Raw genomic sequence first — 15,841 nt, forward strand, 5'->3', positions numbered from 1 at the left:
ATAATTCCACAAAATCTAAAATTTTAGAGGCTTTAAGGTTTTTTAGAAAATATTAACGGGATTGAGGTTTTTTTTAATTTAATTTTTGATTCGTTCATGTTTGAAGGCTATCTTTGTCATTCATTTTTTTATTAATATCTATAATTTACATCAGATGAACATTATATTAGCTTCTACATCCACCCTTTTTGGGGGAGACTATCTGGAATATTTAAGAGAAGAATTAATCCAATTATATAAAGGAATTGACGAAATTGTGTTTATTCCTTTCGCAAGACCAGGCGGAATTTCTCATGACGACTATACCGCAAAAGCACGTTCTTTCTTTGAAACAATCAATGTAAAAGTGAAAGGACTTCATGAGTTTGAAAATAAAACAGAAGCCCTGAACCAGGCAAAAGGATATTTTACCGGAGGAGGAAATACTTTCTTATTGGTGAAAACATTACACGAGGAAGGTTTGATGTCTGTCCTGAAAGAAAATGTATCAGGTGGAAAAGCTTACCTTGGATGTAGTGCAGGAAGTAATATTGGGGGACAGAACATGAAAACTACCAATGATATGCCGATTGTGTATCCGCCAAGTTTTGACTGTATGGGATTGGTTCCTTTCAATCTCAATCCGCATTATCTGGATCCTAACCCGGATTTAAAACATAACGGAGAAACCAGAGAAACCCGTATCAAAGAGTTTCTTACCCAAAACGATATCAAAGTGGTGGGTCTTAGAGAAGGAAACTGGATCAGAAGAAAGGATGACTTAATAACCGTAGAAGGAAGTGAGCTGACAAGGATTTTTGAAAAAGATAAAGAACCTTACGAAATTGAGGCAGGCAGTAAACTTTAATGGATACAGAAGAAATTACTCTTTTCATAGAACGTAACCTCACTAATTTTTCAGTGAACAGTACCGGATGGAATGATCTGATCCGTGGCTTGCTGTATGAATTTGCCATGGCAGGCTGGAATAGGGAACACCGTGTCTTTGGTAAGGAAAAGTTCGGCGAATTGAGATGTTATACGTATTCTGAAGACGAAACACTCAATAATAAACTTAAAAAAATCAAAGATAAATATTCAGAATTATCTGTTAAAACCTGTGAGATCTGTGGCGGGGAAGGCAAAATCAGAACCATCGATTCATGGCAGACCACCTTATGCCTGAATCATTTTCTGGAACAGCAGCCGGTTATTGAAATTGATGACCAACAGAATGTCAGAAGAAATAATAAGACTGTTCTGAATATTAAAAATATTGTGAAAGCCGAAGTAGAATATGATCTTCAGAAATTATGGCTTTACACAAAAGAATATGATGATTTTGAAGAGAGAAAATATTTCTCATGGCAGGAACCCAATTATTATCTGCTTTTAAAAATGATTCCACGCTCACTTTTTCCGAAAGGCAGACAAAATGAAATTTCCTTGCTGTTCCAAAGCTTAAATAATTGTGAAATATGTGGATATAAAGCTGTACACCAAAGAAATTGCCTGCGTTGTCATCATGAATCCTGGAATCCTTCCGGATATTTTATTCAAGATTACGGCGAAAAATCAAACTATATAAAAGAATGTCAGATGGATATTTTCATAGATGAAGATGATTATGAGAAATATTTTAAATATGACCAGTCGTTTGAAAAATCTCCTGACCATCAAATTCTTTTCACCTCCGATGATCTCAGGGAGTATGAAAAGTTTTTATTTTAACTATATTTGATTAGAATTTAGAGATACGAAAAAGGCTCAGTACATCGAACATCATTACTGTGAGTGAGCTGTTTTGAGCCCTATTTGTTTAGACCCAAACAACAATGCAATGAAAAAAACACTTGCTGTTCTCACACTTTCCGTACAGGTAGTGGCCGCACAGAATATTGCTCAGAAATTAGATAAAGTAACAAAGGATTTGATGGATTCTTCGGGAGCCGTTTCTTCCAGTTTATCGTTTTATGTTTCAGATGAAAATGGTAATTTTATCTACGAATACCAGGGCAGCAAGGGACTTTCTACTGCTTCTACACAAAAGATTTTTACTGCAGGTGCAGCATTGGAAACTTTAGGGAAAAATTATACTTTTACAACCACTTCAAGCTATTCCGGAAACATATCCGGAGGAACATTGAACGGCAATCTTTTCATCAGTTCCAACGGTGATCCTACATTAGGAAGCTGGAGATACGATGCCTATAAACCTGAAAATTTTAAAAAGAAACTGATAGATGCCATTAAAACTTCAGGAATAACGAAAATATCAGGTGATCTTGTCATTGATGATTCTTATTTTGATCATCAGACGATTCCGGGCGGATGGCCGTGGGATGATCTTGGCAATTACTATGGAGCAGGAGTGTGGGGAATAAACTGGAAAGAAAACCAGTTTGATATCAATATTAACGGAACTGATTTTAAGAGCTTTTCTTATCCGCTGGAAGGTGTGAAATGGCTGAATGATTTGAAAACAGGAGGAAACTCAGATCAAAGTCTCATCTTTACAGCACCTCATTCTGATGTAGCACTGATTAACGGAATGCTTCCGTCAGGAAAAACAGTAACCGTTTCAGGTTCTACACCTAATCCACCTTTACAGCTGGCAGCAGAAGTACAACAGTGGCTGAAAGAATCAGGAATTGAACTTTCAGGAAAAGCAGTAACGAATTCACAGCTTGAAATAGAGGGAAAAACAGTTTTGACAGCTCCGAAAAGTAATATTCTCCTGACTTATCAATCGCCGACTCTTGATAAAATCGTTTACTGGTTTTTAAGAAAAAGCATCAATCTGTATGGAGAAACATTGATTAAAACTTTAGGAAAAGAGAAAAAAGGAAATCCAAGTTTCAAAAGCGGAATTTCTTATCTGAAAGAATTCTGGAAATCAAAAGGAATCAATCCTAATATGATCAATTTTGCTGACGGAAGCGGGCTTTCACCACAGAATTATGTGGCGGCCAAAGCAGAGGTACAGGCTCTTTTATATGCGAAAAAACAAAATTGGTTTGAAGCCTATTACGATGGATTTCCGGTTCAGGATAATGGAATGAAGATGAAGAGCGGAACCATGAGAGATACCAAATCTTTTGCTGGATATCACACGGCAAAAGATGGAAAAAAATATGTATTTTCGATTATTATCAACAACTATCAGGGAAGTGGGAATGCAGAGCTGCAGAAAATTCTGAATGTTTTAAAATAAAATAACTTTGAGAAAATCCATACTTACAAGGCTGAATAACTGGATCATTTTTGTGGTGATGACTACTTTGGTGATTGCCATTGTAGTGGCTTCAACATCGCTTATTAATTTTCTCAGAAAAGAGGAGATTAAAAGGATCAGCCTTCTTTCCAAAGCCATAAGAATACAACAGGAAGTAAAAACGCCTGATACGGATGTTCTGGATCTGCTTCCGGATATCCTTAATATCAACAATACCATTCCGTTTATTGTAACAGATAAATACAAAAACCCTATTCTTGATCTTGGATACTACAGGAATATCCCTGAAACTACCATAAAGAATCCTGAAGAACTTCAGGATCTGATCCGGAATATGGAGAAGAATTATGCTCCTATTGAGATCAAAGTACCGGATGGAAACAATCAGTTTGTATACTACGACAACTCGCGTCTGCTTAATAATCTCCGGTATTCTCCTTATATTTTAGGACTGTTTATTCTGTTGTATTTCGGTTTTTCTTTCTGGTTTTTCAGGACAATTAAAAAGACAGATGAAGGTTACCTTTGGGCAGGTCTGGCTAAAGAAACGGCTCATCAGATCGGGACACCTTTATCTTCCATGATTGGGTGGATAGAAATTATGAAGCTGGATAATCCTGAATCAGAAGGCGTACATGAGATAGAAAGAGATATTGAAAGACTCAGAACAATTTCAGAACGATTCTCAAAAATAGGTTCTATTCCCGAACTGAACGACAGAAATTTCAATGAAACGATTCAGGAGAATTATGACTATTTAAAGACCAGGATTTCCAGAAAAATTAACTTTACGTTGAATCTTCCTACTTACACGGTTTTGGTACCTCATAATAAAATCCTGATGAGCTGGGTGATTGAGAATCTGGTGAAGAATGCTGTGGATGCCATGAAAGGCGAGGGTGCTATTACCATGTCAGTTTTTGAAAGAAACAAAAATATTCTGGTTGAGGTAAAAGACAATGGAAGTGGCATGACAAAGCAACAGGCAAGAAATGCCTTTAATCCCGGTTATTCTACCAAAAAAAGGGGTTGGGGACTAGGGTTGTCTTTAGCAAGAAGAGTCATTCATGAATACCACAACGGAGATATTAAAATTTCCCAGACTGAGGTAGGCAAAGGGAGTACTTTTAGAATAACGATTAAAAAAGAATGACAAGTTTGAACTTGCCAACTATGAAAATAAAAAGCGGGGAAATTTCCCCGCTTTTCTCTTTATTTTTTACCAGTGAGCCACTGTGTTTGTAATTTTAGTTCTTCCGGAGTTGGATTCGCCTTGAATGTAAGCGTTTCCATAGTCATTTTATCCAGAATAGCTTTTCCTTTCAATGTCATTTTCTCTTTCTTACCGGCATTATCTCTTAGAATAGTTACCGTAACTTCCTGTCCGTCTTTGATGGTTCTTGTATAGCCAATAAAATCCTGTACTTTTTTGATATCTACCGTTCTTCCATCCAGAGCAAGTACCTGGTCGGTGATTTTAAATCCGATACTTTTTGCAAATGGAGACAATGCAGAATGATCATCAAAAGCAAAAGCATTGGTCTTTTCATCAAAACCTGTCTGATTCGGATCTTTGATAAACCAGAACAGAGGCTGGCTTTCCTGTTTTTTAATATCTACGCCTACCATGCTCAGGTATTGTGCATAAGGGGTCGGCTGGTTTCCTGCAATATATTTGTTGTAGAATTCTTTTACCTGTGGATATCCGGTTACCGTTACCAGTTCGTCAATTAGTTTATCATCTTTGAACGGTTTGTTTTCGCCAAATCTCTGAGACAGTTTTCTGATCATATCACGATATCCCATTTCTCCGTTGGAAAGTTTTCTAAGCTCGATATCCAGACACATTGCCAGAAGAGCTCCTTTTTCGTAAACGTTTCGATATTGATCTTTGTAAGGCTCTACCAATACATTTTTACTCATTATCGTAAATGGCATGGTATCATCATAGCTCTTGGAGTTGGCAATTTTCTCTCCCATTCTTTCAAGGAACTGATCTTTATTGATCAGACCTTCCTGAATCTGGAAAAGATTGGCAAAATATTCCGTTCCGCCTTCGTACATCCATAAGTGCTGAGACATTTTCGGATCTGCATAATCGAAATAGTGAATTTCTTCAGAATGCGTCTTCAGAGGATTTACGGTATGGAAAAATTCGTGGGAAACCACATCTGTAATGGTGTTGTCAATAGCATCTTTCGGCATTGCCTCCGGAAGCACTACACTTGTAGATTCGTGGTGTTCCAATGCTCCGAATCCCTTCACTTTAGGACCGTCACCACCGGAAAGATAAAGCATGATGGCATATTTCTTATTGGTATTCATGTCCCCAAGGAATTTCTTCTGGGCAACAACCATCTTTTCGAGATTATCTTTAAAATCTGCTGCTTTATATTTTCCTGTTGGAGAATATACGCCTAATACAAGATCCATTCCTCCGGCATTGAAGGTAATATAATCAGGCTTTGTATACATCAGCGGAGAATCTGTCACCTTAGCATAATTGGCAAGAGTATAAGTATCTGTAGATTCAGATTTGTCCTGATCTACCAAAGCTGTTGTTCCGTAGAAATCAGTAGGTTTCTGAACGACAAGCTGATAAGGAACATCCTGCATATTTTCAATATATCCGATAAATCCGTGGGTATTGATCATATATACTTTTCCAGCCTCAATATCTGTTCCTGAAGGTGAAAATACGGCTTTATGCTTTGAAGTATCCAATTCATCATCAAAGCTGTCATTCACAAGATAAGAGATTTTGGAAAGTGCCTGAGCGTTTTTCAGTGAATACGTATTGTCATTTACTTTGGTATAAGTAAGCTCTTTTCCTTTATTATCGTAAAATTTGATTCCTTCGATGAATCTTCCATAGTCGTCTACAGAATAAGTACCCGGAACTGTTTTTGGGAAGTGAAATTTAATATCCCCGGATTTCATTTTCGGGAATTCCATGGTAACGGTTACTTTATCATCTTTTACATTGACAAGGTCAATAGTTGTTTTTATAGACTGAGCATTTGCTAAAAAAGCAGCAAAAATACCAAGGCTAAGTACTGTTTTTCTCATTAGGTTTACATTAATAGTTAAATAGTTGCTTTTTTTGTCGTTTTGTTACGGAGAAAGTATTAAACTTTTCTTAAATTTTTACTGTGAAAAAGCGAAAAGGCAAATCTGCGGGTGTGCAAATTTGCCTTTTTTATTTATTTAGTATTAGAATAATTAATATAATAGTTAGGGTTTAGCTCCACCGGAGTACTTTTCTTAAGCTTTACGGTCTGCCATTCTTCTGTTGGATTTATGGTCTGATCACCATTGATGATGATGGGTAATTTCAGATTTTTTACCACATCAGTATAACGGAACTTTAAAGTATCTCCATTTTGAGCATACTCAAGAGTTGGGATTTTTATCGTTCTCAGATACTGATCAAAAACAGTTGAGAAATCAATTCCCGATTTTGAGGAGATATAATTTTCAATCTGCTGAGTAGTAACGGTCTGATGATAAAAGTCTTTATTCAAACCTCTTAAAATCTGTCTGAATTTGTCATCATTATTGATTACCTGTCTTATCGTATGAATCATGTTGGCTCCTTTCGGATACATATCTCCGCTGCCTTCATTTCTTACGCCATACTGGCCAATAATAGGAACGTCGTTGTCTATCCCTTTCCTGATCCCCTGAACATAGATTTCAGCAGATTTTTTGTCCATATATTTTTCCGTGAAAAGAGTCTCAGAATAGTTGGTGAAACTTTCATGGATCCACATATCCGCCTGATCTTTTGCGGTAATATTATTGGCGAACCATTCGTGGCCGCTTTCATGAATAATAATGAAATCCCAGTTTAAGCCCACTCCTGTTCCTGAAAGATCTCTGCCAAGATAGCCGTTCTGATATTTGTTTCCATAGGCTACATTACTCTGATGTTCCATCCCAAGATGAGGAGACTCTACAAGTTTGTATGAATCTTCATAAAACGGGTACGGCCCAAACCAGTATTCAAATGCTGAGAGCATAGGTTTTACCTGTTGAAATTGTTTTTTTGCCTTGTCTAGATTATAGTCAATTACCCAATAATCCAGGTCCAGTTTTCCTTTTTCACCCTCAAATACATCTTTAAAATTCACATATTTTCCTATACTCGGGATAATGGAGTAGGCATTGATGGGATTCTTAACCTCCCAGGTATAAGTAGTTTTACTGCCTGTTGTTTTTTTATCAGTTAGTCTGCCGTTACCCACACCTACCAGATCATTAGGCGTTACAATTTTCATAATGATTCCGTTATCAGGTTCATCGCTCCAGATATCTTTGGTAGGAAGCCATATAGAAGCTCCTATTCCCTCGTCAGCAGCAGTCATCCATGGATTTCCTTTTTCATCTTTAGTGAAAACCCATCCGCCATCCCAGGGTGCTTTTTTAGCGATGGTAGGATTCCCTGAATAGGTGACAGTAATGGTGTATTTTTCGCCTTTTTTGAATTTTTTATTGGTGGTAATGAAAATAAAGTCTCCATCCTGCTTATAATTGGCAATAGGAAAGCTTCCTTCAATTTTATCAGCTTTCATCGGTTGCTGAAGGTCAATCTGGAAAACAGGATTAGTAACATCTTTGATGATCTCAAAACTGATTTTATTATTTCCTTTAATGCTTTTCTGTTCAAAATCAGGCTCTACGGAAAGATCATATTTTTTGACATCCCAAAAATTTCTGAATTCGGTATTGGAACCCTTTAATGTATCCTGTTTGGTGAAAACCTTACCCTTCTCAAAGAACTGTCCGAAAACCAGTCCTGATGCAAATAAGAGTGTATATGACAATTTTTTCATTTAAACTTTTATTATTAAATCTTTTCAAAAGTATAAAATTAAATTAATAGCCCGATGCCGGAAATCAAATTAAATACAAGATTTTAAAAAGGCATAAAAAAAGCCCGGTCATTGCCGGGCTGTAAAAAAATGGGTGAGGTTTTATTTTTTGATAAATTTCAGATTTGTAGTCGTTCCTTTATCTTCAATTGAAATAATATAAGCTCCTGTATTTAATTTTGAAACAGAGATTTTATTATCATTAATCTGGCCATTCATTACTTTCTGACCTGCCATATTGGTAATGATAAACTGAGCTTTTGATGAAATCTGAGTTACATTCAATACATCACTTGCCGGGTTAGGGTAGATCTGGATGGCGCTCTTGTCTTTCAAGGTCTCACTGGTAGAAAGCTGTTGCTGAATCAATACCGGATAATCCTCAACTTCGCCATACTGCTGGTTGCTGCAGCCACTGTTGGGCTGGCTTTCATATCCTAATACAACTCTCATAATTACGTTTCCTCCGGTATAAGCATCTGCCGGTACGGAGAATGTTCCGGAAACAGGTGATATGGTACTAGCTGCGCTGGTGTAGATGACTTCAGAAGAGGAGAATACTCCGTCTCTGTTGAAGTCTATCCAGGCTGTTACTCCATCATTATACTGAGCACCTGTCCATCCTTTGGTTATACTTACATTATTTCCTGTAGATCCGGACATAAGCGTAATTAGTTTGGAAGGATCTGTAGTATAGTCTGTGTAAGGAGTATTACTACTGCTGTTTGAAACAGGGCTCATTCCGGCACCAGTTACTGTAACATTGGAAATATACTCATCAGCAGCATTTGTTCCTGTTACTGAACATTTAGCAAATGAAGATGTTGTAAAGTTTGTGGATGCTGAATATGTTCCAACGGATGCACCGCAAACATTCGCTATCTGTACTTCATATTGAGTAGCTTCAGTAAGTCCTGAAATATTATAAGAATTTGTTGAAACAGGAACAGTAGTCCATGTAGCTGTTCCTACTTTTCTATACATCACAGAATACGTTGCTCCTACTAACGCTGTCCAGTTTACGGATGCTGAAGTTCTTGTAATACCTGTTACCGTAATACCTGCCGGAGCAGATGTTGTACAGGCACTTGCAGATGCAGAAACAGTAGCATTTCCAACGGCGTAGAATACATTATCAATGGCACTTACTCTTATTTTTACACTGGCCCCTGTTGCCAGAGAAGAGAATGAAAATGGTTCGGATCCGTCATTTGCTGTAGATGGAGTAATAACCGTCCATGTGCTTCCATTGTCTGTAGTATAATCTATTTTAACGTTTTGTACATTATATGGAGCATTATTCGTGTTTACCACATCCCAGGTAACAGCTCCTGGTGTATTATTGTAAACTGTAGTTGAAGTTACTTTGAAAGGGCCTTCATTTCCTATATCTACTTTCATCAGGCCGCTCTGTGTCTGCTGTTGTGCAGCATCCGGATTATTGTCTCTTACCGTTACCTTGAAATTCATTGTTCTTGGAATATTGGATACCGTTTCCCAGTCTACAGCACTGGTAAGGGTTCCATTAAGAACATTTGACAATTTAGGGAAATAACGTGTAGGAGAATTTGTAGGCATTATAGATCTGAAATTTGCCCCATTATTTCTGGTTGCACTTACCGGGCCAAAAGCAGAAGTAGTCAGGTCATATTGCTCCCAGGTATAAGTCATCGGGTCATTTTGTGTATCTGCTGCTGAAGCTGTTAACACAAAAGCTGTTCCTTTAGGGATCATTTTATTAGCCATTGGCTGTATTGAAGGAGGGGTATTGGCTACCGCTGTAATCGTTCCACAGTCTTGAGAATTGACATAAGCTCCTACTTCTTCAATATTTTTGGTATGAAAATAGGCATCAGAGTGCATCTGAACATTATAGTTGGTAATTCCGGCATATCCCATAATCGTAGATCCGGATCCCGGCTCCATATGAGCGCCATGCAAAGCAATAGACATGGTATGTGCTGCACCGAACTGGTGGCCAATTTCATGAGCTACGAAATCGATGTCATAATTGTCTCCAAAAGGCTGGTCCGGAGTAGAAGGTGAAGTAATTCCTGCTCCTTTAGAAGTAGCATCATTGTTACTTGCAGGATTTCTGCAGACATTTCCTACATCTCCTGCACTTCCGCCGCCGCCTCTGTGGCCAAAGAAATGTCCAATATCATAGGCAGCGTTACCTACACCGGCAGTGTTGGTAAGGGTTTGCTGAAGCTGGAGGTTCCATGCACCGGGAGCGCTATATGTACCGTTTGGATTTACTACTACATTCGAATAAGGATCCGTCGTGGGATCTGCAAATATAAGCTGTGGAAGATCCTGTACAATCATATGGATTCCAAAATCCTTTTCAAAAACACCATTTACACGGTTCATTGTGGCATTAATACGGGCTGCAGCCTGAGGAACACCTCCGGCAAGTTGGGTATATTCACCGTTTACGGAGATGGCAATTCTATAGGTTCTGTATTTTTGCTCATTACTTTTATTAGAGTTGCCTAGCCCTTTCAAAACATTTTTTGTTTTAAGCAGCTTATTCATCTCCTTTTTTACCTTCTCAGGTTCAGAAGTTCGGCATTCGAAAGGATCTTCGTGAGATTTGTTAGATTTGAAAAAGACTCCATATACATCCTTTTCTTTGTTGATGGGTTCTATAAATTCGTATTTTCCGGTATCGGCATTGAATACCATAGATTGGAAGTCGTTCGGAGCAGTACTGAATCTGATTTGTTTATGAGGATTATCCAGTCCTATACCTGAATAGGCACCTAATTCATACCTTTCCGCCATCGCTTTTTCTACTACCGGAGAGCTGTACACGGAGAATCTTTCAACTCTTCCGTCTGCTGTAGGAAGAGAAACAATTACCGGGTTTCCTCCTTTTCCTGCTTCAGGAGCATTCTTGAGTTGATTTCTCAATGCAGAAAGATCAAATTTGTAGGCGTATTCTACTTTTACTTCTTTTCTTACTGGCGTGATCTTCTCCGAGACCGGTTCCCAGCGTTGTGCCTGTAAACCGCTCAGACTTAATGCCAATGCACAGACGAAAATAATTTTCTTTTTCATATTTTTTTATTGATTGTTATTAAAGTTTTAAAGATAGTTTATTTTTTTAAATCTTTTGTTAGTGATACATTGTTAATTGCTCACAACTTTATAATTTTAGTTGAATTTCATCGTTATTTTTAATTATATTAAGAATAAATATAATTAATGTTAATTTTTTCAAATAAAAAAAGCGCTACGATTCAATTGAATAGTAGCGCTTAAGCTTTTATTAGTAAAAAATACTGTTTATTTCTGTACTGCCGGAAGATTTCCGTTGCTCTTCTGTACTTTTTTATAAGTGAATGTACACATCATAATACTGAACTCGTATAAAATAAGCAGCGGGAATGCAGCCATCAGCATACTTAAAACGTCTGCAGGAGTAATAATTGCAGCGACAACCATAATCAAAACAATAGCGTGACGACGGTACGTTTTCATAAACATAGGCGTAAGAATTCCGATGCTCGTAAGGAAATAGATAAGAATAGGGAATAAGAAAATAACACCCATACCCAAAACTACCTGTAAAAATAAAGTGGTATAATCACTTAAGTCATAAAGCGGAACAATAATGTCTGAAATCTTAAAGATAACCCCGAAATTAACCGCAAACGGAAGGATTAAGAAGTACCCGCATAATACTCCGGTCATGAAAAGTATCCATACCGCATTAATAATATAGATAGAATTCTTTCTCTCTCTTGGATGCAAAGCAGGACCGATAAAACGCCATAATTCCCATACAATATAAGGAAATGCAGCTACCATTCCTCCAAAAACAGAAACAGCCATCATCACATTGAACTGCTGATACAATCTCTGTACACGAACAGGGAAGTCCTTTGGGAGATGAATACTGTCTTCTCCCAAAATCATTCTGGAAAAATGATTAACAACTCTGAAGGTTGGGAAATCATTCCTGGTGGGCCCAAAAAAGATATGGTCCATAATCCAGTTGATATTAAAACCAACCACAAAAGCAGCAATTATGATAGCAATAATCGAACGGATCAGATGCCCTCTTAATTCTCCTATATGTCCAAGGAAGGACATGTCTTTACCATCACTCACAGAATACAATTTTTAAAGCGCAAATTTATGAAAAAAATGACAGAAGTAAGAGTCTGCAGGTTATTAGTTAAATTTTACTTTTAATCTGCCTATTATCTTTTATTTATTAACCTCCAACTTCTGAATTTTTACCTTCTAATTAATTCCCTCGTCCAGCAGTTTATGCAGGTCTATAATCCCGAAATATTTTCCGTTTTCCGTTACAACAAGCTGGCCGATATTATTTCCTTTCAGAATTTTCATAGCTTCTTTGGCCAAAGCATCTTTTTCAATGGTTCTTGGATGGGCAGACATAATATCTTTAGCGGATACCTTACTGATATCTTCTCCTTTCATCAGCATTCTTCTCAGATCTCCATCTGTGATAACACCAATAATCTGGTCTTCATTCGTTACCACTGTGATTCCGTGGCTTGAACCACTGATTGAGATAATTACATCTCTTATGGATGCATCTTCAGAGACCTGAGGCTTTTGTGAAGAAAGGAACTGCTCTACTTTAGAAGTCAGGTTTTTTCCTAAGCTTCCTCCCGGATGGAATTTCGCAAAATCATTAGCCTTGAAATCATTCAATTCCATTAATGCCACAGCCAAAGCATCTCCCAATGCCATCTGAATGGTGGTAGAACTGGTAGGTGCCAATTTATTAGGACAAGCTTCAACGTCCACATGAGTATCTAAAATAACCTCAGAAAACTCAGCGAGTTTACTCTTCTTATTTCCTGTCATTCCGATCAGAGCAGAAGAATAATCCTTTAAATAAGGAACCAGATTGGCAATTTCTGGAGAATTTCCGGAATTCGAGATGCATAAAACAACATCCTGCTTCTGAATAACTCCAAGGTCGCCATGAATAGCTTCCGAAGCATGTAAAAACTGAGAAGGAGTACCGGTAGAATTTAATGTAGCCACAATTTTATTACCAACATGGGCAGATTTCCCTATTCCTACCACAATGAGCTTCCCTTTTGCTGAGTGAATGATCTCTACGGCATGGGCAAATTGGTCATCAATTCTGTTTTTTAATTTTTCGAGTTCAGAAATTTCTATTTCTAAAGTGCTTTTTGCAATTGATATAATGTTGGTTCTATCCATTTTATGATGATAAGGTATACAAAAAAGTTCCTAAAAAACGTTATATTTTAAAAAGAATATTTAATATAAATTTTATTTTTTATAAATTCGTTCGCTTTTATTTTAAGCAGAATTTTTATAACTTTGGGTGAGATGCAAATTTAGCAATAGAAAATTAGATGAGCGCAAAAAAAGCCAATTTATCAGGCGAATTGAAAAAGTATTTTGGGTTTTCTACATTTAAGGGCCAGCAGGAACAAATTATAGATAACCTATTGAATGGGAAGGATATATTTGTTTTAATGCCTACAGGTGGCGGAAAATCATTATGTTATCAGCTTCCGGCTCTTATTTCGGAAGGAACAGCAATAGTAGTTTCGCCCTTAATAGCGTTGATGAAAAATCAGGTAGATGCCGTGAACGGCCTTTCTTCGGAAGATGGGGTAGCCCACGTACTGAATTCATCATTAAACAAAACGCAGACCAAGCAGGTTTTTGACGATATCAAAAGCGGCAAAACCAAACTTCTGTATGTAGCTCCTGAATCATTGATTAAAGATGATTACCTGGATTTTTTGAAAGAAGTGAAAATTTCTTTCTTTGCTATCGACGAGGCTCACTGTATTTCAGAGTGGGGACATGATTTCAGACCGGAATACAGGAATCTGAAACAGATTATAGACAAAATCGCCAATGTACCGGTGATTGCTTTGACGGCTACTGCTACTCCTAAGGTTCAGGATGATATCCAGAAAACTTTAGGAATGACGAATGCATTGGTGTTCAAAGAAAGTTTCAACCGTCCTAATCTATACTATGAAGTATGTCCTAAAATTAATGTAGATAAGGAAATCGTTAAATTTATCAATCAGCGTAAAGGGAAATCAGGAATTGTATATTGCCTGAGCCGAAGAAAAGTTGAAGAATTTGCCCAGCTTCTGCAGGTCAACGGAATCAATGCACTTCCTTACCACGCAGGTCTTGATCAGAAGGTTAGAGTAGCGAATCAGGATAAATTCCTGATGGAAGAAGTGGATGTGATCGTAGCAACAATCGCTTTCGGGATGGGAATTGATAAACCGGATGTCCGTTTTGTCATCCATTACGACTTTCCGAAATCACTGGAAAGCTATTATCAGGAAACCGGCAGAGCAGGAAGAGACGGAGGTGAAGGTCACTGTCTGGCATTCTATGATCCAAAAGATATTGAAAAACTGGAGAAATTCCTGGCACAGAAACCTGTCTCTGAAAGAGAAATCGGGCTGCAGCTCTTAAATGAAGTGGTAGGCTATGCTGAAACTTCAATGAGTAGAAGACAGTACATACTCTATTATTTTGGAGAAAGTTTTGATCCGGTAAACGGAGACGGAGCAATGATGTGTGATAATTCATCCGATCCGCCAAAATTAAAGGATGCCACTGCAGACTTGGAAAAATCGCTGGAACTGATCAGTAACACTGGAGAAAAATTCAAGTCTAAAGATTTGATTTCTGTCATCGTAGGAAAAGAAAATGCCGTGACGAAATCTTATAAACTGGAACAAAGTTCTCATTTTGGTTTTGGAAAAGAAGAAAAAGATAACTACTGGAAAACGATTCTAAGACAGGCTACTGTTCAGAATTTTTTACAGAAGGATATTGAAACCTATGGGGTTTTAAAAATTACAGAAAAAGGGAAAAATGTCCTGAATGGTAAATCTAAAAATATCTTTTTGATTGCTGAAGACAGGGAATTTGATCTTAATCAGGCAAAAGCAGAAAGCGACCAGGTACAGCAGCAGGCGGGTGGAGGCCTGGATCAGAACCTTTTCAACCTGTTGAAAGAACTGAGAAAGAAAGTGGCCAAAAAACACGGAATTCCACCTTATACCGTATTTATGGATCCGAGTTTGGAGGATATGACGGTTCAGTATCCCATCACAGTTGATGAAATTACCAAAATCTATGGAGTAGGTGAAGGAAAAGCCAAAAAGTATGGTAAAGAATTCGCAGACTATATTAAAACGTACGTTGAAGAGAATAATATAGAACGTACCCAGGATATGGTATTGAAACAGGTAGCCAATAAATCCAGCCACAAAGTTTTCATTATCCAGAGTACGGATAAAAAGATTGATCTTGAAGATATAGCAAGAGCCAAGAACCTTTCTATGGATGAACTTCTGAAAGAAATGGAAAGGATTGTATATCAGGGAACAAAGCTGAATATCGACTATTATATTGAAGATAATTTTGATGAAGATATTGTAGACGGTTTTATGGAATTTATGAACGAATCTGAAAGTGACAGTATGAAGGTACTACTGGATGAATTCGGGGATGAATTGTCTGATGAAGAAGTAAGGATGCTGAGGATTAAATTTATCAGTGACGTAGCGAATTAAAAAAATCAATATTTTTTAGAATATTAATTAAATAAAGTAAGCTTTTCCTCAGAAAGGCTTACTTTATTTTTATAGCGTGTTACGTCTACAGTAAATAGTAAAATCAAATCAGATTTTAAAGCTTAGTTAATTTCTGTTAATTACCATCAAAACAACAATCTTCACCCTTCCTATAT

Annotated in this window: 10 protein-coding genes; 5 read left to right on the plus strand and 5 right to left on the minus strand. The window is 37.4% G+C overall.

All coding sequences use genetic code 11. The annotated features are described in order from the left end of the window. The first annotated feature begins 154 nt into the window (after positions 1 to 154). From pepE to JOE44_RS02460, 4 genes are all read left to right on the plus strand, one after another. Positions 155 to 847 (plus strand): dipeptidase PepE, encoded by a 693-nt coding sequence (gene pepE / locus JOE44_RS02445; RefSeq protein WP_209784193.1) that lies wholly within the window; start codon positions 155 to 157, stop codon positions 845 to 847. After that, on the plus strand, positions 847 to 1,710 hold the full coding sequence (locus JOE44_RS02450) for a hypothetical protein (protein WP_209784194.1): 864 nt from the start codon (positions 847 to 849) through the stop codon (positions 1,708 to 1,710). Before pepE ends, JOE44_RS02450 begins: the two co-directional genes overlap by 1 nt. Positions 1,711 to 1,819: 109 nt before the next feature. Continuing rightward, on the plus strand, positions 1,820 to 3,193 hold the full coding sequence (dacB, locus tag JOE44_RS02455; RefSeq protein WP_209784195.1) for a D-alanyl-D-alanine carboxypeptidase/D-alanyl-D-alanine-endopeptidase: 1,374 nt from the start codon (positions 1,820 to 1,822) through the stop codon (positions 3,191 to 3,193). Between the two features lie 7 nt (positions 3,194 to 3,200). Beyond that, positions 3,201 to 4,367: a HAMP domain-containing sensor histidine kinase gene (locus JOE44_RS02460; protein WP_245169685.1), complete on the plus strand. Its 1,167-nt coding sequence runs from the start codon at positions 3,201 to 3,203 to the stop codon at positions 4,365 to 4,367. A gap of 59 nt (positions 4,368 to 4,426) precedes the next feature. Here JOE44_RS02460 and JOE44_RS02465 read toward each other — a convergent pair whose 3' ends face one another. From JOE44_RS02465 to JOE44_RS02485, 5 genes are all read right to left on the minus strand, one after another. Beyond that, complete coding sequence (locus JOE44_RS02465) at positions 4,427 to 6,283, minus strand: peptidase M61 (RefSeq protein ID WP_209784196.1); 1,857 nt, start codon at positions 6,281 to 6,283, stop codon at positions 4,427 to 4,429. A 134-nt stretch (positions 6,284 to 6,417) separates the two neighbouring features. Then, the gene (locus JOE44_RS02470) at positions 6,418 to 8,049 is read right to left on the minus strand and encodes a M1 family metallopeptidase (RefSeq protein WP_209784197.1); all 1,632 of its coding nucleotides are present in this window, start codon (positions 8,047 to 8,049) and stop codon (positions 6,418 to 6,420) included. Positions 8,050 to 8,190: 141 nt separating this feature from the next. After that, complete coding sequence (locus tag JOE44_RS02475; protein ID WP_209784198.1) at positions 8,191 to 11,151, minus strand: reprolysin-like metallopeptidase; 2,961 nt, start codon at positions 11,149 to 11,151, stop codon at positions 8,191 to 8,193. Positions 11,152 to 11,379: 228 nt separating this feature from the next. Continuing rightward, positions 11,380 to 12,207 carry a twin-arginine translocase subunit TatC gene (gene tatC / locus JOE44_RS02480; RefSeq protein ID WP_185126812.1) on the minus strand — a complete coding sequence of 276 codons (828 nt, stop codon included), beginning with the start codon at positions 12,205 to 12,207 and terminating at the stop codon, positions 11,380 to 11,382. Between the two features lie 135 nt (positions 12,208 to 12,342). Then, a complete protein-coding gene (locus JOE44_RS02485; protein WP_209784199.1) occupies positions 12,343 to 13,302 on the minus strand; it encodes a KpsF/GutQ family sugar-phosphate isomerase in 960 nt (319 codons plus the stop codon). 158 nt (positions 13,303 to 13,460) lie between these two features. Here JOE44_RS02485 and recQ point away from each other — a divergent pair, with 158 nt between their 5' ends. Beyond that, positions 13,461 to 15,665: a DNA helicase RecQ gene (gene recQ / locus JOE44_RS02490; RefSeq protein ID WP_209784200.1), complete on the plus strand. Its 2,205-nt coding sequence runs from the start codon at positions 13,461 to 13,463 to the stop codon at positions 15,663 to 15,665. Positions 15,666 to 15,841: the final 176 nt, after the last annotated feature.

Source organism: Chryseobacterium sp. PvR013 (genome assembly GCF_017833095.1).
GTDB classification, from domain to species: domain Bacteria; phylum Bacteroidota; class Bacteroidia; order Flavobacteriales; family Weeksellaceae; genus Chryseobacterium; species Chryseobacterium culicis_A.